Annotated in this window: 19 protein-coding genes; 12 read left to right on the forward strand and 7 right to left on the reverse strand. The window is 38.9% G+C overall.

Annotation, left to right across the window (positions count from 1 at the left end):
- Positions 1-47: 47 nt before the first annotated feature.
- Positions 48-440 carry an 8-oxo-dGTP diphosphatase MutT gene (gene mutT / locus QSH13_RS05170; protein WP_286038898.1) on the forward strand — a complete coding sequence of 131 codons (393 nt, stop codon included), beginning with the start codon at positions 48-50 and terminating at the stop codon, positions 438-440.
- A gap of 77 nt (positions 441-517) precedes the next feature.
- On the opposite strand, the gene yacG is transcribed toward mutT, so the two are convergent.
- The 6 genes from yacG to ppdD all read right to left on the reverse strand — a co-directional run bounded on the left by yacG (position 518) and on the right by ppdD (position 5,227).
- On the reverse strand, positions 518-730 hold the full coding sequence (gene yacG, locus QSH13_RS05175) for a DNA gyrase inhibitor YacG (RefSeq protein WP_109396897.1): 213 nt from the start codon (positions 728-730) through the stop codon (positions 518-520).
- 54 nt (positions 731-784) lie between these two features.
- Positions 785-1,537, reverse strand: a complete 753-nt coding sequence (gene zapD / locus QSH13_RS05180; protein ID WP_109396896.1) for a cell division protein ZapD — start codon at positions 1,535-1,537, stop codon at positions 785-787.
- On the reverse strand, positions 1,530-2,153 hold the full coding sequence (gene coaE / locus QSH13_RS05185; protein ID WP_109406624.1) for a dephospho-CoA kinase: 624 nt from the start codon (positions 2,151-2,153) through the stop codon (positions 1,530-1,532). The genes zapD and coaE overlap by 8 nt, the downstream gene beginning before the upstream one ends.
- A 234-nt stretch (positions 2,154-2,387) precedes the next feature.
- Positions 2,388-3,587, reverse strand: a complete 1,200-nt coding sequence (locus tag QSH13_RS05190; RefSeq protein WP_196544735.1) for a type II secretion system F family protein — start codon at positions 3,585-3,587, stop codon at positions 2,388-2,390.
- The gene (locus QSH13_RS05195; RefSeq protein ID WP_109396893.1) at positions 3,584-4,684 is read right to left on the reverse strand and encodes an ATPase, T2SS/T4P/T4SS family; all 1,101 of its coding nucleotides are present in this window, start codon (positions 4,682-4,684) and stop codon (positions 3,584-3,586) included. Before QSH13_RS05195 ends, QSH13_RS05190 begins: the two co-directional genes overlap by 4 nt.
- A 99-nt stretch (positions 4,685-4,783) precedes the next feature.
- Positions 4,784-5,227, reverse strand: coding sequence for a prepilin peptidase-dependent pilin (ppdD, locus tag QSH13_RS05200; protein WP_109396892.1), 444 nt, complete (start codon positions 5,225-5,227; stop codon positions 4,784-4,786).
- Positions 5,228-5,438: 211 nt separating this feature from the next.
- Between ppdD and ampD the strand changes: the two genes are divergently transcribed.
- From ampD to QSH13_RS05250, 10 genes are all read left to right on the forward strand, one after another.
- Positions 5,439-5,981 (forward strand): 1,6-anhydro-N-acetylmuramyl-L-alanine amidase AmpD, encoded by a 543-nt coding sequence (gene ampD / locus QSH13_RS05205; RefSeq protein WP_109396891.1) that lies wholly within the window; start codon positions 5,439-5,441, stop codon positions 5,979-5,981.
- 325 nt (positions 5,982-6,306) lie between these two features.
- A complete protein-coding gene (gene pdhR, locus QSH13_RS05210) occupies positions 6,307-7,077 on the forward strand; it encodes a pyruvate dehydrogenase complex transcriptional repressor PdhR (protein ID WP_109396983.1) in 771 nt (256 codons plus the stop codon).
- 163 nt (positions 7,078-7,240) lie between these two features.
- Positions 7,241-9,907, forward strand: a complete 2,667-nt coding sequence (aceE, locus tag QSH13_RS05215) for a pyruvate dehydrogenase (acetyl-transferring), homodimeric type (protein ID WP_109396890.1) — start codon at positions 7,241-7,243, stop codon at positions 9,905-9,907.
- Between the two features lie 12 nt (positions 9,908-9,919).
- A complete protein-coding gene (aceF, locus tag QSH13_RS05220; protein WP_286038899.1) occupies positions 9,920-11,785 on the forward strand; it encodes a pyruvate dehydrogenase complex dihydrolipoyllysine-residue acetyltransferase in 1,866 nt (621 codons plus the stop codon).
- Between the two features lie 200 nt (positions 11,786-11,985).
- A complete protein-coding gene (gene lpdA / locus QSH13_RS05225; RefSeq protein WP_075670832.1) occupies positions 11,986-13,413 on the forward strand; it encodes a dihydrolipoyl dehydrogenase in 1,428 nt (475 codons plus the stop codon).
- Positions 13,414-13,880: 467 nt separating this feature from the next.
- Positions 13,881-16,478 carry a bifunctional aconitate hydratase 2/2-methylisocitrate dehydratase gene (gene acnB / locus QSH13_RS05230; protein ID WP_109396888.1) on the forward strand — a complete coding sequence of 866 codons (2,598 nt, stop codon included), beginning with the start codon at positions 13,881-13,883 and terminating at the stop codon, positions 16,476-16,478.
- Positions 16,479-16,614: 136 nt separating this feature from the next.
- Positions 16,615-16,986, forward strand: coding sequence for a YacL family protein (locus QSH13_RS05235; RefSeq protein WP_023581519.1), 372 nt, complete (start codon positions 16,615-16,617; stop codon positions 16,984-16,986).
- Positions 16,987-17,078: 92 nt separating this feature from the next.
- A complete protein-coding gene (mscS, locus tag QSH13_RS05240; protein ID WP_109396887.1) occupies positions 17,079-17,939 on the forward strand; it encodes a small-conductance mechanosensitive channel MscS in 861 nt (286 codons plus the stop codon).
- Between the two features lie 164 nt (positions 17,940-18,103).
- Positions 18,104-18,727 (forward strand): arginine exporter ArgO, encoded by a 624-nt coding sequence (gene argO / locus QSH13_RS05245; RefSeq protein WP_109396886.1) that lies wholly within the window; start codon positions 18,104-18,106, stop codon positions 18,725-18,727.
- Positions 18,728-18,813: 86 nt separating this feature from the next.
- Complete coding sequence (locus QSH13_RS05250) at positions 18,814-19,548, forward strand: oxidative stress defense protein (RefSeq protein WP_109396885.1); 735 nt, start codon at positions 18,814-18,816, stop codon at positions 19,546-19,548.
- A 72-nt stretch (positions 19,549-19,620) separates the two neighbouring features.
- On the opposite strand, the gene QSH13_RS05255 is transcribed toward QSH13_RS05250, so the two are convergent.
- Positions 19,621-20,520, reverse strand: a complete 900-nt coding sequence (locus tag QSH13_RS05255; protein WP_023581522.1) for a LysR family transcriptional regulator ArgP — start codon at positions 20,518-20,520, stop codon at positions 19,621-19,623.
- A 161-nt stretch (positions 20,521-20,681) separates the two neighbouring features.
- Between QSH13_RS05255 and rpiA the strand changes: the two genes are divergently transcribed.
- A complete protein-coding gene (rpiA, locus tag QSH13_RS05260; RefSeq protein ID WP_109406629.1) occupies positions 20,682-21,338 on the forward strand; it encodes a ribose-5-phosphate isomerase RpiA in 657 nt (218 codons plus the stop codon).
- Positions 21,339-21,354: the final 16 nt, after the last annotated feature.

Genomic DNA, 21,354 nt, shown 5'->3' on the forward strand with positions numbered 1-21,354 from the left:
AACAGTAAGTTGTTATAATAACGTGAATATTCAATAGGTTGTCTATAATGGATAAGAAGAAGCTACATATTGCTGCGGGGATTATTTGTGATCAACACAATAATGTCTTTATCACCCAACGTCCTCTAAAATCACATATGGGAGGATTTTGGGAATTTCCGGGCGGAAAATTAGAAGATAAAGAGACTCCAGAACAGGCGCTATTCCGTGAATTACAAGAAGAAATTGGTATTGATGTAACGCAATGCTCACTTTTTGAAACGGTAGAGCATGATTTTCCAGATAGACATATTACTTTATCCTTTTTCTTAGTCACGCAATGGAATAACGAGCCCTATGGTAAAGAAGGGCAAGAATTTAAATGGACATCTATTGGAGCGTTAAATGCTGATGATTTTCCGCCTGCAAACCGTACCATCGTGGCATTATTGCAAAAGTAGAATAGTGTTAAATAAGCGTTTATAAATAAAATAGCCACTCGATTGAGTGGCTATTTTTTATGTTTAGGATTAGAAAATTAAACGTCTTTAGGCTCATGTAGTGGGGCTTCACTCCAATCATCACTATCATTAATATCGCTTTGGCTTGGAATACGCTTTGATTCATCGGCCCATTCACCTAAATCAATAAGTTGGCAACGCTTACTACAAAAAGGGCGATAAGGGCTACTTTCATTCCAAACAACTTCTGTTTGACAGGTTGGACATTTTACAACTAATTCTTCGCTCATTATCTCTCCTAGATTTCATTGGTGCGATTTATGCTCATATCAATAAACATAATGTTAGCAACAAGCGATCTCAAAAGGTAGATCTAGAGGGACTGTTCCATTCTCACTATCAAGTGGTAAAAAGCGGATCGCATAGCGATTTTTATGCCCAGAGACTTGGGGATAGATTTGCTGATCGATGGCTATCTTCACACGTAGCAATTCAGCTTCTTCAGCACTGTCTTGATAAAAACCACGGTGACTGAGAACGGGCTTAAAGGTATCTGATTGGCGAATAAGCATAAGTAAACTATTTAATGCATTTTGTAATGGCAATAACCCCGTCAGCCAGCTTTGTAATCTTTCATCACGAGTTGCTTGAGGTAGGCTTAACCATAAATGTAATGCCGGCACATCAAAGTTACAGCATCCACCAGGAATACTTAGGCGCTGTTTAACTAAACTGATGACTTTATCTTGTTTTAAATGTTGACCAATGCGAGGAGCTTTACTTAATACAGATGCATTTTCAGCTAATTCATCAATAATTTGAGTGACAATCGCTTTATCAACATTAGGAAATGAAAGCCATTGCTGTAATTTTTTTTGTCTTTTTTCTAATTCTTTAAGTAATTCAGCGCGGATTTCGCCACGATCAAGTACTTCAATAAATTCTGATATCGCACGGAAAAATGAGAGAGCCGTGGGTAATGAATCAATAGCACTAAAACTGTTAATTTGAATCAATGAGTTTTCAATTCTAAGCCATGAACGCATTTTTTCATTGAGGGGATGTTCGAAGATGATTGTTGTGATGTCATCACTCATGGCAATTGTCCTGTAACGCTTGTTGAGCTAATTCTAAGTAATGCTGATGGAGTTGCTTAACTTTTTCAATCATATTTTGGCTATTATCGTGATTTTCAATAATATCATCAGCGACGGCTAATCGTTCCTGTCTTTGAGCTTGAGCTTTTAAAATATTGAGAACGTGCTCCCGACTTACGCCATCTCGTTTCATTGTTCTTTCTATTTGCTCTTCTTGTGTCACATCAACAACAAGAACACGAGAGGCGAGATGCGTTAATTTATTTTCAATTAATAATGGAACAACCCAAATAAAATAGGGCGCTTTAATTTGCTGTATCTGTTTTTGAGTCTCTTGCTGTATCAATGGATGGAGAAGATTGTTAACCCAATCTTTTTCTTCATTATTTTCAAAAATAATCTGGCGCAACTGCGCTCGGTTTAATGAGCCATCGGGTAGTAAAATGCAGTCACCAAAATGCTGATGTAATGCATTTAGTCCTAAGGAGTGTGGCTCTACCACTAATCGAGCAATAATATCAGCATCAACAAGAGGTACACCTAATGAGGCAAAAGCATTAGCAACGGTAGTTTTACCGCTACCTATTCCACCTGTAAGAGCAACCGTATAAGCCATTTGTGTTTATCTGTTTTTAATGAATTAAAATTTACTATTAGTCTAGGTATTCTAAAGCCTAATTTTGTTTTTATCACAAGATAATAACCGCAATATTTGGGTTTTATTCGGTTATTATGATAGGCGATTTTCTGCTACCCTAACATTCTACCTGATAATATGTAATAGAATTACCATCAATCAATAAGTTAGTGCAACACATAATAACAGCATCTCACTCATAAAAATTGTGATTCACTGTATAGTATCACCTAACTGTAATATAGGAAGATACATAGCAATGATTAATGTACCAATAATCAAGGCGATGACTGTCATGAGTATTGGTTCTAACCAAGTACTAATGGTATTTAATTGCTCATCGAGTTGATGATAAAACCAATCACTTAATTGCTGGCAAAAATAGAGCAATTGTCCTGAATTTTCTGCACAAATAATAAACTGATAACAAATAGGCGTAAAGAGTGGCTCATTTTTCATAAATAAGCTCAACGATTTACCTTGTATAATGTGATCACTCATTTTAGAAAGGAGTTGTTTATAAATAGGATGTGAAAGTTGTTCTGTTCCTATTTTTAAGCTTTGTAATAAAGGTAATCCTGCTTGTTGTGTAATACTGATTATCTGAAAAATAAGATGCAATTGTTGATATTTTAAAAGTTTACCTAAATAGGGAATATGAAGAAAAAAAGCTTGTTCAGCGAGATAAAAGGGTGATAAAGAGTAACGAATTAAACGATAAAAAAATATTAATCCGATAAAGATAAGCGCTATCATACTGATATAATCAGTAAGCCATTGTGAAAAATTAATGAGAACGAGTGTTAAATGAGGAAGTTCTGTATTAAAGGAGCTGTATAAGGATTGATATTCAGGTAAAACATAAAGCAACATAATACTAGTAATAAAAACTAATACAGTCAGCAAAAAGAGAGGATATTTAAACGATTTTTTGATTTTTTTTACAATCTCTCGCTGTTTTTTTAACTGTATTATTTGTAGTGTAATCACTTCATCTAATTTTCCACTCTCTTCACCAATAAGAACAAAACGATTTAGTGAAGTAGGAAAATAAAGTGGATAGCGATTTAATTGTTTAGAAAGAGAACCTCCTTGCATTAAGTTAAAAATAATATCTTCTAATACACATTGCCAATGTGAATAACGACATTCATTTTTTAATAGTGTTAATGCAGGAAGAAGTGCTAAACCAGAATGTAGTAATAAAGCTAATTGTTCGAATAATTGAATTCGATATTGTTTATCAGCATCTTGAAATAAAACGATCTTATATAAACGGATCTTTATGGGGATTTTTTGTTGTTGAGTTAAGTTAATAAATACTTCGTTATTTGAAGAGGCGAGTATTTTCCCTGTGCACAATTCCCCTTGATAAGTTAACGCATCATAGCAATAAATTAGCTGTAATTTCATTCAATATCTCCAAGCGTTTGATAAACCTCCTCAAGTGTTGTGATCCCTTGTCTTATTAATAAAAAACCGGAATAGAATAAATGATAAAGGGATGAGTGAGTTTGTTTTGAGGGCTCAAAACAGTCATAGATAGCCGTTCTTCCATTATAGCCTGAGCAGCATTGTTGACAACCAACAGCTTGCCAATTGGGTAATTCGATGATTTCTTTATTTATATTAATATGCTGTTTATTGGATAAGCATATTTTACAGTGTGGGCATAAACAACGAACTAATCGTTGTGAAATAATTAAACTAACACAGGAATGGATAAGATCTTTTTCAATCCCTAAGTTATGTAGACGCATTATTGTAGATGAAGCCGAATTAGTATGTAAGGTTGATAATACAAGGTGTCCTGTTTGTGCTGCTTTTATTGCTATTTCAGCAGTAGATTGATCACGTATTTCACCTACCATAATAATGTCAGGATCTTGACGTAGTAATGCTCGTAATATTGTTGTGAATGAGATCCCTGATTTTTCAGAAATTTGAATTTGATTAATCCCCTTCAGAGGTAATTCAATTGGATCTTCAACACTATTTATATTTAGGTTCTCTTTATTTAAATAATGTAAACAACTATATAAAGTGAGTGTTTTTCCACTTCCCGTTGGCCCTGTGACTAAAATCATTCCCTGAGGTAAATTTAAATATTTTTTTAATAGCGTTAAATGGGAAAGTTGAAAGCCTAGATGATTTAATTCTGGTTGTTGTAAATTATTTATAAGTCGTAAAACAACTTTTTCACCATACAGTGTAGGGAGTGTCGCGATTCGTATAGAATAGTTTTTATCATGATAGGACCAACTAAATTGTCCATCTTGAGGTAACCGTTTTTCTGCAATATTTAAGTTAGCAAGTACTTTTAAGCGAGTTACTATTTCTTCAGAAAATTCATCTGGTGGAGAAGATAATAGATATAAATGATTATCTATTCTGGCACGAATTCTTACATTGGTTTGTTGAGGCTCTATATGTAAATCAGAGACGCGTTTTAAAATACTTTCACGTAATAGATATTCAATAAATTCTGTTGCAGAGTGTGTGATATCCATTCTTCACCTCTTTATACTTTTTGATTTACCTACGTTGTCTTCAATATTTAAAGCATGCAATAGGAACACTCAATATGAGTGTCCTTTATATCTAACGTACTAATATGATTTTAGAATCTCACTACACTGTTTTTGCAATGCAAGATTTGTTGTTGAACATTGTGTTTTCCATACAGGAAGAAGGTCGTTAACTCCTTTCTCTGAAGACATTATGATCGTTAGACCATCAAGTTGTGATTTCCCGCTTGCGCTGATTACGCCATTTAACACATTAATATCGGACAAATATCGACTACGAAATTGTTGCGGCATAAAGGTTGAATCAGAATTACAGTGTTGAGGGTCATTTTCATAACGACATAATTCTATCGCAGAACGATAGGGCGACAGTGTTTGCAATACATCGGTTAATGCGGCCTTTTGGATATAACCTTGATAGGCTGGAATAGCAACAGAACTTAAAATCGAGATGATAGCAATCACAATCATAAGCTCCATAAGAGTAAAACCATTTTCATTAGAGTGATAATTAAGTACATTCATCTAGCGTCCTCCTTGAGTAATAGACGCTAGTAGTATGAAAAAAAAGGACTTTATTGGCGAATAGATAAAATAAAGTTTGAGTAAAATATCGAAAAGAAAAAGGTGATATACAAAATTAGCCTTTATTATTGAGAGAGAATTCGCATTTATTGACGAATATTAGTAAATGAATTTATTGATAATGATGAAAACTGATTGAAAGAGAGTTGATATGGAAATTAAACAAGGTTGGCTTACTAGTGCGAGACATGTTCCTTCGCCTAATCAAGATAAAAGACCTGAAGGGGAAGTTCCCTCTTTATTGATTGTTCATAACATAAGCCTACCACCTGGAAAATTTGGTGGTCCTTATATCGATCAACTTTTTACTAATACATTATCAGAACAAGATGATCCTTTTTTTAGTGAAATAGCGGGGTTGAGAGTATCAGCTCATTGTCTTATTCGTCGTGATGGTGAAATTGTGCAATATGTGCCTTTTACCGAGAGAGCTTGGCATGCTGGTATTTCTTTATATAAAGGCAGAGAAAAATGTAATGATTTCTCAATTGGTATTGAGCTTGAAGGCACTGATGAGTGCGACTTTACTCAGCAACAATACCAACAATTAGTGAAAATAACTCAATCTCTTATTGCGCTTTATCCTGCCATTGAAGAAAACATTACTGGGCATAGTGATGTTGCACCAAATAGAAAAACCGATCCGGGGCCCCACTTTGATTGGGCTTATTTCCGCAGTTTGTTAACAAAATAACCGACTCGAATGAATTTAAAGTCATTTTTATTGAATTTAAATTCAAGATAATACTGCTGTCACGCTTCAGTTTGACTGTTTATGTGTTTAAAAAACGTTAAAAAATTTATTTTTGACGTTTCTGAATAATGCGAACTGGTTATCACTTTTGATGAATTTTTAAAATAATTTGTTAAAATTTGCAGGTTTTTATGATTTCGCTCAACAACTGTATGGACAGTTAGTGAATACTTTGTTACTTTATTATCCGTTATATTAAATTGGTATTACCAATTGACAACTCAATCACTAAGGTAATAGTTATCCAATAATGGCTTCCAGCAATATGGCTTATACAAAAATCCGCCAACCTAAGCTTTCTGATGTTATTGAGCAACAGCTTGAACATCTGATTTTAGAAGGTACTCTGCGTCCGGGAGAAAAACTCTTGCCTGAGCGTGAACTGGCGAAGCAATTTGATGTATCTCGTCCTTCATTGCGTGAAGCAATTCAAAAATTAGAAGCTAAAGGTTTTTTACTCCGTCGCCAAGGCGGGGGGACTTTTGTTCAGCACAATCTCTGGCAAAGTTTTAGTGATCCTTTAGCTCAACTGCTTAGCGGACATCCCGAATCTCAATTTGATCTTTTAGAAACTCGTCATGCACTTGAAGGTATTGCTGCATATTATGCGGCATTACGTGGCACTGATGAAGATCTTGAACGTATCAAAGCTAGTCATGATTGCATCTTGAAAGCTCACGAAAAGGGTGATTTAGCCGCTGAGTCAGAAGCTGTATTGCAATATCAATTAATTGTTACGGAAGCTGCTCATAATGTTGTTTTATTGCATTTATTACGATGCATGGTGCCAATGCTTGAGCAGAATATCCGCCAGAATTTTGAGTTTCTTTACACTCGTAAAGAGATGTTAACTGCAGTAAGTGAACATCGTAGTCAAATTTATCAGGCTATTATTAATAGAGAGCCAGAAGTTGCTCGTGAAGCATCACATCGCCATTTGGCCTTTATTGAAGATGTTTTGTTGGATATGAGCCGTGAACATACTCGCCGTGAGCGCTCTTTGCGCCGGCTACAACAACATCCTGATTTATTTTAGTAGCACAGATCCTGACCGCTGAGTCTGTACTACCTATCGCCCTGTAATTTTCAGGGGAAGCGGTAATAACAGCAGGGCCTATCTTCCCGTCATATCAGATGGGTATAACGGGAAGATAGGCTCCCATAACCATTAAAAACAGATAACAGATAAGGAATACACCATGTCAGATATGCTGAAAAATGACGTGGATCCGATCGAAACTCGCGACTGGTTACAAGCGATCGACTCGGTCATCCGTGAAGAAGGTGTTGAGCGTGCACAGTTCCTGATTGATCAGGTATTAAAACAAGCCCGTAATGGTGGTCTTAATATCGCTTTAGGCGGTGCTGTACACAGTGATTATATCAATACCATTCCTGCTGAAGATGAACCCGCTTACCCTGGCAATCTGGAATTAGAGCGTCGTATTCGTTCTGCTATTCGCTGGAACGCAGTAATGATGGTTCTGCGTGCATCCAAAAAAGATTTGGAACTCGGCGGACACATGGCGTCATTCCAATCTTCTGCAACTTTATATGAAGTGTGCTTTAACCATTTCTTCCGCGCGCAAAATGAAACTGATGGTGGCGACTTGGTTTACTTCCAAGGTCATATCTCCCCAGGTATCTACGCTCGTGCATTCTTAGAAGGTCGTTTAACTGAAGAGCAATTAAACAACTTCCGTCAAGAAATTGGTGGTAAAGGTTTATCTTCTTATCCACACCCTAAATTAATGCCTGAGTTCTGGCAGTTCCCTACAGTTTCTATGGGTCTGGGACCACTATCTGCAATTTACCAAGCTAAGTTCCTGAAATATTTGAATCACCGTGGCTTAAAAGATACGACTAAACAAACCGTTTATGCGTTCTTAGGCGATGGTGAGATGGACGAGCCAGAATCTAAAGGTGCTATCACCATCGCAGTTCGCGAAAAATTAGATAACCTGTGCTTCGTTGTTAACTGTAACTTACAACGTCTTGATGGCCCAGTTACTGGTAACGGCAAAATTGTTAACGAATTAGAAGGTATCTTCGCAGGTGCTGGCTGGAACGTTATCAAAGTAATGTGGGGCGATCGTTGGGATGAGCTTCTGCGTAAAGACACCTCTGGTAAACTCATTCAATTAATGAATGAAACTCTGGATGGTGACTACCAGACATTTAAATCTCGTGATGGCGCTTATGTTCGCGAGCACTTCTTCAATCGTTACCCAGAAACTGCTGCATTAGTTAAAGATATGACTGATGATGAAATCTGGGCATTAAACCGTGGTGGTCACGATCCGAAGAAAGTTTTTGCTGCATTCCAAAAAGCAAAAGACACTCAAAACAAACCAACTGTTATTTTAGCTCAAACCATTAAAGGTTATGGTATGGGTGAAACTGCAGAAGGTAAAAATATTGCTCACCAAGTTAAAAAAATGAACATGGATGGCGTTCACCATTTCCGTGATCGTTTCAATATTCCAGTTGCTGATGAGCAAATCAAAGACCTGCCTTATATTACTTTTGACAAAGAGTCAGAAGAATACAAATACCTGCACGCACGTCGTCAGGATTTAGGTGGTTACCTGCCAGCACGTCGTCCTCGTTTTGAAGAAAAACTGGATATTCCTACACTGGAAGATTTCAGCCAATTACTGGAAGAACAATCTAAAGAGATTTCTACAACTATCGCATTCGTTCGTGCACTGAACGTGATGTTGAAAAATAAATCTATCAAAGATCGTTTAGTTCCAATTATTGCTGACGAAGCACGTACTTTCGGTATGGAAGGTCTGTTCCGTCAAATCGGTATCTACAGCCCGAATGGCCAACAATATACGCCTCAAGATCGTGAGCAAGTTGCTTACTATAAAGAAGACGTTAAAGGCCAAATTCTGCAAGAAGGTATTAACGAACTGGGTGCTGGCGCATCTTGGTTAGCAGCTGCAACATCTTACAGCACTAACAATCTGCCAATGATCCCATTCTATATCTACTACTCAATGTTTGGTTTCCAACGTATTGGCGACCTATGCTGGGCAGCAGGTGACCAACAAGCTCGTGGTTTCTTAGTGGGTGGTACTTCAGGCCGTACAACACTTAACGGTGAAGGCCTACAACACGAAGATGGTCATAGCCATATTCAATCGCTGACTATCCCTAACTGTATCTCTTATGATCCAGCATTCGCTTATGAAGTTGCTGTTATCATGCAAGATGGTTTAGAGCGTATGTATGGTGATAAACAAGAAAACGTTTATTACTACATCACTACACTGAACGAAAACTACCATATGCCAGCAATGCCAGCCGGTGTTGAAGAAGGTATCCGTAAAGGTATCTACAAACTGGAATCACTGGAAGGCGCGAAAGGTAAAGTTCAGTTACTGGGTTCAGGTTCTATTCTGCGTCACGTTCGTGAAGCAGCACAAATCCTGTCTGCTGAATACGGCATCGGTTCTGATGTTTATAGCGTAACTTCATTCACTGAACTGGCTCGTGATGGTCAAGATTGTGAACGTTGGAACATGCTACACCCATCTGAAGCACCACGTGTACCTTACATTGCTCAAATTATGAATGATGCGCCAGCTGTTGCATCTACTGACTATATGAAACTGTTCGCAGAACAAGTTCGCACTTATGTACCAGCAGATGATTATCGCGTATTAGGTACAGATGGTTTCGGTCGTTCTGATAGCCGTGAAAACCTGCGTCACCACTTCGAAGTTGATACTTCTTATGTGATTGTTGCTGCATTAGGTGAATTAGCTAAACGTGGTGAGATTGATGTGAAGGTTGTTGAAGAAGCAATCAAAAAATACAACATCAACCCTGAAAAAGTAAACCCACGTCTGGCGTAAGAGGTAAAGTGAATGTCTATTGAAATTAAAGTCCCAGATATCGGTGCTGATGAAGTTGAAGTCACCGAAGTGATGGTGAAAGTGGGCGACCGTATTGAGGAAGAACAATCCTTGATTACCGTAGAAGGTGATAAAGCTTCTATGGAAGTTCCATCACCACAAGCGGGTGTGGTTAAAGAGATCAAAATTGCTGTGGGCGATAAAGTCCAAACAGGTTCTCTTATCATGATTTTCGAAGCAGAAGGTGCCGCGCAAGCAGCACCTGCTCAAGCTGTTGCGCCTGCACCAGCTGCTGCACCTGCGACAGCTGAATTAAAAGAAGTTCACGTTCCAGATATCGGCGGTGACGAAGTTGAAGTTACTGAAGTAATGGTTAAAGTGGGTGATAGCATTGCTGAAGAGCAATCACTGATTACTGTTGAAGGTGATAAAGCTTCAATGGAAGTTCCAGCACCTTTTGCTGGCGTAGTGAAAGAAATTAAAATTGCAACAGGTGATAAAGTGAGCACAGGCTCTCTTATCATGGTATTTGAAGTTGCAGGTAGTGCACCTGTTGCTCAAGCAGCGCCAGCTCCTGCCGCATCTGCACCAGCAGCATCTGCTGTGAAAGACGTGAATGTTCCAGATATTGGTGGTGACGAAGTTGAAGTGACTGAAGTGATGGTGAAAGTGGGTGATACCATCTCTGAAGAGCAATCTCTGATCACTGTTGAAGGTGATAAAGCTTCAATGGAAGTTCCAGCACCATTTGCCGGTGTGGTTAAAGAGATCAAAATTGCTGTGGGCGATAAAGTGAAAACTGGCTCACTGATCATGACTTTTGAAGTTGCCGGAGCAGCGCCTGTTGCTCAAGCACCAGCGGCAGCTGCGCCAGCTCCAGCAAGTTCTGCACCAGCAGCACCCGCTAAAGCACAAGCGACTGCGCCAGCGGCGAAAGAAGAATTTGTTGAAAACGACGCTTACGTTCATGCAACGCCAGTCATTCGTCGTTTAGCTCGCGAATTTGGTGTGAATTTAGCGAAAGTAAAAGGTACTGGTCGTAAAGGTCGTATCTTACGTGAAGACGTTCAGTCTTATGTGAAAGAGTTAATTAAACGTGCTGAATCTGCACCAGCGAATGCAGGTGGCGGATTACCAGGCATGTTACCTTGGCCTAAAGTTGACTTCAGCAAGTTTGGTGAAATTGAAGAAGTTGAATTAAGCCGTATCCAGAAAATCTCTGGTGCTAACTTAAGCCGCAACTGGGTGATGATCCCTCACGTTAATCTGTTTGATGAAGCAGATATCACTGAGGTTGAAGAATTCCGTAAGCAGCAAAATAAAGAAGCTGAGAAGAAAAAACTGGATGTTAAGATCACTCCGTTAGTTTTCGTCATGAAAGCTGCTGCGAAAGCACTGGCAGATATGCCTCGCTTTAACAGCTCTATCTCTGAAGATGGACAGAAACTGATCCTGAAAAAATACATCAATATCGGTATTGCAGTAGATACACCTAACGGTCTTGTTGTTCCTGTTTTCAAAGATGTTAACAAAAAAGGCATTATCGAACTGTCTTATGAGTTAGCTGAAGTTTCTAAGAAAGCACGAGCAGGTAAACTGACAGCTGCAGATATGCAAGGCGGATGTTTCACTATTTCTAGCCTTGGTGGTATCGGTACTACCGGTTTTGCACCAATCGTTAACGCACCAGAAGTTGCGATTATGGGACTTTCCCGTTCTTCTATGAAACCAGTATGGAATGGTAAAGAATTCGTACCACGCTTGATTTTACCAATGTCACTATCTTTCGATCACCGTGTGATCGATGGTGCTGATGGTGCTCGATTCATCACTCTGATTAATCAGTACATGAGTGATTTACGTCGTTTGGTAATGTAATTGTAAAACCGGTGCTAAGCACCGGTTTCTCTGATTACAGTGATGGATTTTACAGTCATACATCTTAGGTTGTGAGATCCGTCATGTTAGAGCGCTTTTCAGTTTATTAACATTTCTGTAAACTGCATGCGGTATGTAAGTCTCGGTGTTAAATATGGATTATCGTCTGACTCGCCGGACAAATAAATAATGAGGTCACGATGAGTACTGAAATTAAAGCACAGGTAGTGGTTCTCGGTGCAGGCCCTGCGGGTTATTCCGCGGCGTTCCGTTGCGCTGACTTAGGTTTAGAAACAGTTTTAGTGGAACGTCACTCTACTTTAGGTGGTGTTTGTCTGAACGTGGGTTGTATCCCTTCTAAAGCGTTACTCCACGTTGCTAAAGTTATCGAAGAAGCGAAAGCATTATCTGAACACGGTGTTGTATTTGATGCACCAAAAACAGATATCGACAAAATTCGCATCTGGAAAGATAAAGTTATCTCTCAGTTAACGGGTGGCTTAGCGGGCATGGCTAAAGGCCGTAAAGTGACCGTCGTTAATGGCGAAGCTCGATTCACTGGTTCTCACACATTGTCTGTTGAAGGTGCTGAAGGTACAACTACCATCACTTTTGACAATGCAATCGTTGCTGCCGGCTCACGTCCAATTGAATTACCGTTCATTCCACATGAAGATCCACGTGTGTGGGACTCAACAGATGCACTGCAACTGAAAACCGTACCAGAGCGTTTACTGGTTATGGGTGGTGGTATCATCGGTCTGGAAATGGGAACGGTTTATCACTCTCTGGGTTCTCAGATTGACGTAGTTGAAATGTTTGATCAGGTTATTCCTGCTGCTGATAAAGACGTGGTTAAAGTATTTACCAAACGTATCAGCAAGAAATTTAACCTGATGCTAGAAACTAAAGTCACTGCTGTTGAAGCAAAAGAAGATGGCATCTATGTAACAATGGAAGGCAAAAAAGCCCCAGCAGAACCACAACGTTACGATGCAGTATTAGTTGCTATCGGTCGTGTGCCTAACGGTAAACTGTTAGACGCAGGTAAAGCTGGTATCGAAGTTGATGATCGTGGCTTTATCCATGTTGATAAACAAATGCGTACTAATGTACCTCACATCTTTGCTATCGGTGACATCGTTGGTCAACCAATGCTGGCTCACAAAGGTGTCCATGAAGGTCACGTTGCAGCAGAAGTTATCTCTGGTAAAAAACATTACTTCGATCCTAAAGTTATTCCATCTATCGCTTATACTGAACCAGAAGTTGCATGGGTTGGTATGACTGAAAAAGAAGCGAAAGAGAAGGGTGTTAGCTATGAAGTGGCTTCTTTCCCTTGGGCCGCATCAGGCCGTGCAATCGCATCAGATTGTGCTGATGGTATGACTAAACTGATTTTTGACAAAGAAACTAACCGTGTTATCGGTGGTGCTATTGTCGGTTCTAACGGTGGTGAACTGTTAGGTGAAATCGGTCTTGCAATTGAAATGGGTTGTGATGCTGAAGATATCGCATTAACTATCCACGCTCACCCAACGTTATACGAGTCAATCGGTATGGCTGCGGAAGTATTTGAAGGTAGTATCACTGACCTGCCAAATCCAAAAGCGAAAAAGAAAAAATAAGCGACTTGTTTACTGAGCACCAGCTTTACTTAAAATAGTTTTGCTGAGAACAGTTTACTAAAGTAGTTTAAATGATAAGGGCTAAGTTCTTTATAGAACTTGGCTCTTTTTTTATGCTTTCTGTTGTTTATTTAATCGATGATTTCGCTTTGGTGCTAATTTGAGGATAAAAAAAACTATAAAAAGTGTGGTTATTAACCAAAATCTTGGTTAAAAGTCCCTGTTATATATTTTGTTTAAGTGTTTTAATCTGAATAAGTGGATATTTGAATCTGATTAATGTTACTTTTATGTGAACGAATTAACATAGTGTTGAAGATTTGCTATGCTGATAGCCCTTAGCTGGGCATAATTTTACAACCTCTTATGTTTTATGCGAGCAAAAGATCCTCTGACCTGGCATCCTTCAACAGACGGGGTGCAGACAGCCGGGTTATACAAAATGACAAAGAAGCGAGGAGACAGTCGTGCTAGAAGAATACCGTAAGCACGTAGCAGAGCGTGCAGCTGAAGGTGTCGTTCCAAAACCTCTCGATGCCACACAAACAGCCGCACTTGTTGAGCTATTAAAAAATCCCCCTAAAGGTGAAGAAGAATTTCTTCTTGATTTAATTGTTAACCGTGTTCCACCCGGAGTTGATGAAGCTGCCTATGTTAAGGCGGGTTTTTTAACTGCCCTCGCGAAAGGCGAAACTACATCACCCCTTATCTCACCAGAAAAAGCTGTTGAATTATTAGGTACTATGCAAGGTGGCTATAATATCCATGCTTTAATTGAATCTCTGGAAAATGATAAGTTAGCCCCAATTGCAGCCAAAGCACTTTCTCACACATTACTGATGTTTGATAACTTCTATGATGTTGAGGAAAAAGCGAAAGCAGGCAATGTTTATGCTAAGCAAATTATGCAATCTTGGGCTGATGCACAGTGGTTTACTGAGCGCCCTGAATTAGCAGAAAAAATTACTGTTACCGTATTTAAAGTCACTGGTGAAACCAATACCGATGACTTATCACCTGCACCAGATGCTTGGTCTCGTCCTGATATCCCATTACATGCTTTAGCAATGCTGAAAAATGCACGCGAAGGTATTGAACCTGATCAGCCGGGTAGCGTAGGTCCAATTAAGCAAATCGAAACGTTAAATAAGAAAGGCTTCCCACTGGCTTATGTTGGTGATGTTGTAGGAACCGGCTCATCACGTAAATCAGCAACTAACTCTGTACTTTGGTTTATGGGAGACGATATTCCGTTTGTCCCTAATAAACGTGGTGGAGGGGTTGTTCTTGGTGGAAAAATTGCGCCTATCTTCTTTAATACTATGGAAGATGCAGGTGCACTCCCTATTGAAGTTGATGTTTCTAAATTAAATATGGGTGATGTCATTGATATTTACCCATACAAAGGTGAAATTCGTAACCATGAAACGAATGAGTTACTGGAAACCTTTGAGCTGAAAACAGAAGTATTAATTGATGAAGTTCGCGCTGGTGGTCGTATTCCATTGATTATTGGTCGTGGATTAACGTCAAAAGCGCGCGAATCACTAGGTTTACCAGCTAGCACATTGTTCCGTCATGCTAAACCTGTTGAAGAAAGTAACCGCGGTTTCTCACTCGCCCAGAAAATGGTAGGTCGCGCTTGTGGTCGTGCAGGTATTCGCCCTGGCGAATATTGTGAACCCAAAATGACCTCAGTAGGTTCACAAGATACAACCGGTCCAATGACTCGTGATGAGTTAAAAGACTTAGCATGTCTTGGTTTCTCTGCGGATTTAGTGATGCAATCATTCTGTCATACCGCAGCTTATCCAAAGCCAGTCGATGTTACAACGCATCACACCTTACCTGATTTTATTATGAACCGTGGTGGTGTTTCACTGCGCCCAGGTGATGGTATTATCCACTCATGGTTAAACCGTATGTTATTACCTGATACGGTAGGGACAGGTGGTGACTCACATACTCGTTTCCCTATTGGTATTTCATTCCCTGCAGGTTCTGGCCTCGTGGCTTTTGCTGCAGCAACAGGGGTTATGCCATTAGATATGCCAGAATCTGTTCTGGTACGTTTTAAAGGTGAAATGCAACCGGGTGTGACACTGCGTGATTTAGTTCATGCTATTCCTTACTACGCGATCCAAGAGGGTTTACTGACAGTTGAGAAAAAAGGTAAGAAGAACATTTTCTCTGGTCGTATTCTTGAGATTGAAGGTTTACCAGAACTGAAAGTAGAACAAGCATTTGAACTTGCTGATGCATCAGCAGAACGTTCAGCTGCGGGTTGTACCATTAAACTGGATAAAGCGCCTATTATTGAGTATTTACAATCTAACATCATCTTACTGAAATGGATGATTGCTGAAGGTTATGGTGATCGTCGTACCATTGAACGTCGTATCACTTCAATGGAAAGCTGGTTGAAAGATCCGCAATTACTTGAAGCCGATGCCGATGCAGAATATGCGGCAGTGATCGAAATTGATTTAAATGAGATCAAAGAGCCAATTTTATGTGCGCCGAATGATCCTGATGATGCTCGCCTGTTATCCGAAGTGGCAAACAGCAAAATTGATGAAGTATTCATTGGTTCTTGTATGACCAACATTGGGCACTTCCGTGCTGCAGGTAAACTGCTTGATCAACACAAAGGTCAATTACCAACACGTTTATGGGTTGCTCCACCAACAAAAATGGATGCGGCACAATTAACGGAAGAAGGCTATTATAGCGTTTTTGGTAAGAGTGGAGCTCGTATCGAAGTGCCAGGTTGTTCACTATGTATGGGTAACCAAGCACGAGTTGCTGATGGTGCAACTGTTGTTTCAACATCAACACGAAACTTCCCTAATCGTTTAGGTACAGGTGCAAATGTGTATCTTGCTTCTGCGGAGCTTGCGGCAGTTGCTTCATTACTCGGTCGTTTACCAGAGCCACAAGAGTATCTGGATTTCATAAATAAAGTGGATGAAACCGCAGAAGATACTTATCGTTATTTAAACTTCGACCAACTAGAGCAATATACAGATAAAGCAGACCAAGTTATTTTCCAAACAACGGTATAATGGTTAATTTATTGCTTTAAAGTATTTTATATGAACAAACGGGAGGCAAATGCCTCCCGTTTTTTGTTATTTTTGTCATAATAAGAATAAGATATTTTTTATTAAAAAAGCGAGAGCTTTATAAGGGGCGTACACCATGGATTATGAATTTCAGCGAGATCTCACTGGCGGTATACTAGCCCGTTTTTCGATGGATCATGAAGCAATAGGTTATTGGTTGAATGATGAAATTCAAGGCGATATTAGTCTTATAGATCAAATTCTTGAAGAAATGGAAGGTATTAAAGGCAGTGAAAGACAGTGGGAACTTATCGGTAAAGAATACAGTCTTTCTATTGATGACGAAGAGGTGATGGTAAGAGCGAATACCTTGCATTTTGAAACAGATGAAATGGAAGAGGGTATGAGCTATTACGATAATGAGAGTATCTCTTTTTGTGGTTTAGATGATTTTGCTACCATGCTACAAAAATATCGGTTATTTATTCTGGAAAATAGAAGAAATTAACAAATCCTATATATTTCTTGAATAAATCTGCCACAATATACTATTGAATTACTATTCTTTTCATTACGTTTTTAAGTTTAAAAGGTGGTCTAATGAATGAATTACCCGCTAGTTTAGATGAAGCAACAGGTTGGTTTGTCGCAAATCAGGATCTCTTTATTCAGTATGCGGTGAATATTATTGCAGCATTTTTGATACTATTTGTTGGTCTTTTTGTGGCAAAAATGATTGGTAAAGGCGTTGCGAGAGTTTTAACGTTGCGCCATATTGATGCTACTGTTGTGACATTTCTGTCTGTCCTAGTTCGTTATACCGTTGTTGCTTTTACCTTAATTGCAGTATTAGGACGATTAGGCGTTCAAACAGCGTCTGTTATCGCTGTGCTAGGTGCTGCCGGTTTAGCCGTCGGTTTAGCATTACAAGGTTCACTGTCTAACTTTGCTGCTGGTGTACTGATTGTTATTTTCCGCCCAATCCGTACAGATGAATATGTGATAATTGGTGCTGTTGAAGGTACAGTGAAAGATGTGCAAATTTTTTCTACAACATTACGTTCTGCTGATGACAGAATAATCGTTATCCCAAATAGTAAAATTATCAGTAGTGATGTGATTAACTTAAGCCGTGAGCCTAATCGCCGTACACAAATTATTGTTGGTGTAGCTTATGATGCTGATATTGATAAAGTAAAACAAGTACTGGGTGATGTTGTTGCAAAAGACAAACGTATTCAACATGAACAAGGTGTGACGATCCGTTTACATGAAATGGCTCCGTCTTCATTAAATTTTGTGGTACGGGTTTGGACAACGAATGCTGATGCATGGCCGGTTTATTGGGATTTAATGGAAGATTTTAAACGTGCATTAGATGCAAATAATATTGGTATTCCATTCCCACAAATGGATGTTTATATGCATCAAACACAAAATACAACGGCTAAAACCGAGTAGTTTTACCATAAATAGATGACACAGAGCCACGTGATTAACGTGGCTTTTTTTCTTTATTACTATTAGTTTTTCTTATTAACAATAAGAATGATTCATTTCCTCTAATATCAAAATCCCCCTATTATTTATCCAATATTAAACGAATAATTATTAGGATATATTGCATGTTCACAACTTTTTTTCAGGGGTTTTTATTAAGTGCAGCAATGATTTTGCCAATAGGTGCTCAGAATGCCTTTGTTTTACAACAAGGAAGTAAAAAGCAGTTTCATTTAATGAGTGCATTATTATGCGCTTTAAGTGATGTGATTTTGATCACTGCAGGTGTCTTTGGTGGAAGTGCTCTGCTCAGCCAATCAGAAATCCTTTTACTACTGATCACTTGGGGAGGCGTGGCGTTTTTATTATGGTATGGTTGGAATGCATTTAAAACGGCTTTTTCAAAAGATATTGAATTATCACAAAGTGAAAATCAGATAAAAAACCGTTGGCGTGTGATTGTGACATTAATTGCCGTAACTTGGCTTAATCCTCATGTTTATTTAGATACTTTTGTTGTGATAGGCAGTATTGGTGGGCAATTAACCGCAGAACTACGTCCTTGGTTTACATGTGGTGCAATACTTGCCTCTATAAGCTGGTTTTTTGCGTTATCACTACTCGCTGCTTGGTTTTCTCCAATATTAAGCAAAGCACGCGCTCAGCGTATTATTAATCTGTTTGTAGGATGTGTCATGTGGTTTATTGCTGCTCAATTAGCAGCACAAGGATTGAAAACTCTCTTTTAATCTTAAAGAACTTTACATCATATATGCTAATGTTCTTCTTAGTCCTAAAAACAGGACATTAAAATTTATTTTGTCAGGGGGTTTTTGTGAAATTAAAAGCGATTGTATTAGCATCCGTGTTTACACTGGGATTACCTTCCATTGCACTCGCAGCATCGGAGCCAGAAGGACCACATATTACAACATCGGGCAATGCGACAATTAAAGCCGCTCCTGATATGGCAACATTAAATATTCAGGTTAATGAAAGAGCAAAAGATGCTGCCCAAGCTAAGAAACAAGTTGATGAGCGTGTTGCGAAATATTTTGCCTTCTTAAAAGAAAATGGTGTTGTAAAGGAAGATATTGATGCTGCAAATATCCGTACTCAACCAAACTATGAGTATGATAAAAAAGCAGAACGTTCAGTGATTAATGGCTATACCGCAACACGTACTGTTAATGTGAAAATCAAGAAATTAGAACAGCTTAATACGTTGCTTGATGGTGCATTAGCGGCGGGTTTAAATGAGATTAATAACGTTGAATTTGGTGTAAATAATCCAGAGCAATATAAAGCGAAAGCACGTGAAGTGGCGATTAAAAATGCGATTGATCAAGCAAGTTCAGTTGCAAAAGGTTTTGGCGCTGATTTAGGTGCAGTTTATAGTGTAAGTTATCGAGCACCAGAGGCAACGCCTTATCCAATTGCACAGGTGCGTATGGATGCAATGGCACTGAAAGCTCAAGCACCTGCCGCTGTACAAGAAACTTATCAACAACAAAGTATTGAATTTAAAGATTATGTGGATGTGGTTTTTGAATTAAAACGCACTAAATAATTGTACTACGATAAAACAGAATAGGCTTCAATATGAAGCCTATTCTTTATGGTAACAAGATAAAATAGTGTATTACTCTTCGTCCTGTTTTAAAACTTTACGACCAAAATCAATCAGTGCATCTGTCACTTTTCTCATGGTTCTACTTTCTGGCGCAAATCGGTGCCAATAGAGCATACGTCGTTGGCAAAGCCCCGGTGTTAAATCAACCAGTTCTCCACTTTTTAGTTCATTCGCAATTTGTAGATGTGGGATCATACAGCAGGTTGAACCTTGTTTAGCTAATTGCACGAAGGCTTCAGAGGAGTTCACGATATGACACGGCACACTACCAGGAGATAAACCGAAATTCTGTTGTAAAAATGCCTGATGCATATCATCAAGATGATCAAATGCGACTGCCGGCGCTTTTAATAACGAAGATTTTGTTACACCGTTGGTAAAGTAGCGTTGAGCAAAGTCAGGAGAAGCAACGAATAGGTAATCGAGCGCGCCTAGTTGATCGACAAGACAACTTGGTAGTGCTTGTGGCTGAATACTGATTGCACCAACGACTTCGCCTCGTCTTAATCGTTCTTGAGTGCGAGTTTCATCTTCCACTTGAATATTGAGACGAATAGGCAGTTGCGTTAAGACTGGATGTAAAGCGGGTAATAACCATGTCGCTAAACTGTCAGCATTCACAGCCAAAGAGAGTAAAAGAGGTGTAGAACCGCTGTTTTCATCACCTAACCATTGCTCTTCAAGTAATTCTACTTGATGCAATAGCGCTAATAATTTTTGTCCTTGCTCTGTGGGTTGAGGTGGAACAGTTCTAACTAATAGCGGTTGTCCAAATAAATTTTCTAACTGTTTGATACGCTGAGAAACGGCAGATTGTGTAATACATAACTTTTGCGCGGCTCTTTCAAAACCACGTTCTCGAATGACGGCATCAAGGGCTTGTAATGCTCGATAATCAGGGCGTTTCATTAACAGACTCTCTTCGATTTTATATTCTATCGCTTACTATGCCATATTTTTCGTTGTAATGAGTTAAAATGTTGCTTCTCAGTTTTTGATGTGTCTCGTGCTAGTTTTGAATGCAATATGCTATTCTTAATCCATTAATGTGATAAATAAGGTTTTTTTAAATGACTCAGGATGAATTGAAAAAAGCAGTAGGTTGGGCGGCGCTTGAATATGTAAAACCAGGCACGATTGTGGGTGTTGGTACTGGCTCTACGGCTTCTCACTTTATTGATGCATTAGCAACAATGAAAGGTCAAATTGAAGGCACCGTTTCAAGTTCAGAGGCATCAACTGCAAAATTAAAAAGTTACGGCATTCCTGTTTTCGACTGTAATGAAGTCGATTCTTTAGATATCTATGTTGATGGTGCTGATGAAATTAACCACCAGATGCAAATGATCAAAGGTGGTGGGGCTGCATTAACACGTGAAAAAATCATTGCTGGTGTAGCGAAAACATTTATCTGTATCGTTGATGAATCTAAACAAGTTGATGTATTAGGTAAATTCCCTCTACCTGTTGAAGTTATTCCAATGGCGCGCTCTTATGTAGCTCGTGAATTGGTTAAATTGGGTGGTTTGCCTGAATATCGCGAAAACGTAGTAACAGATAACGGTAACGTTATTTTAGACGTTCATAACTTAACGATCCTTAACCCTATTGAACTGGAAAACAAAATTAACAGTATTCCAGGGGTTGTAACCGTAGGATTATTTGCTAACCGTGGCGCAAACATTGTTTTAATGGGCACATCTGAAGGTGTGAAAACTATTAAGTAATTTTTTTAAGATAGGT

The sequence above is a fragment of the Proteus faecis genome (assembly GCF_030286765.1).
GTDB lineage: Bacteria > Pseudomonadota > Gammaproteobacteria > Enterobacterales > Enterobacteriaceae > Proteus > Proteus faecis.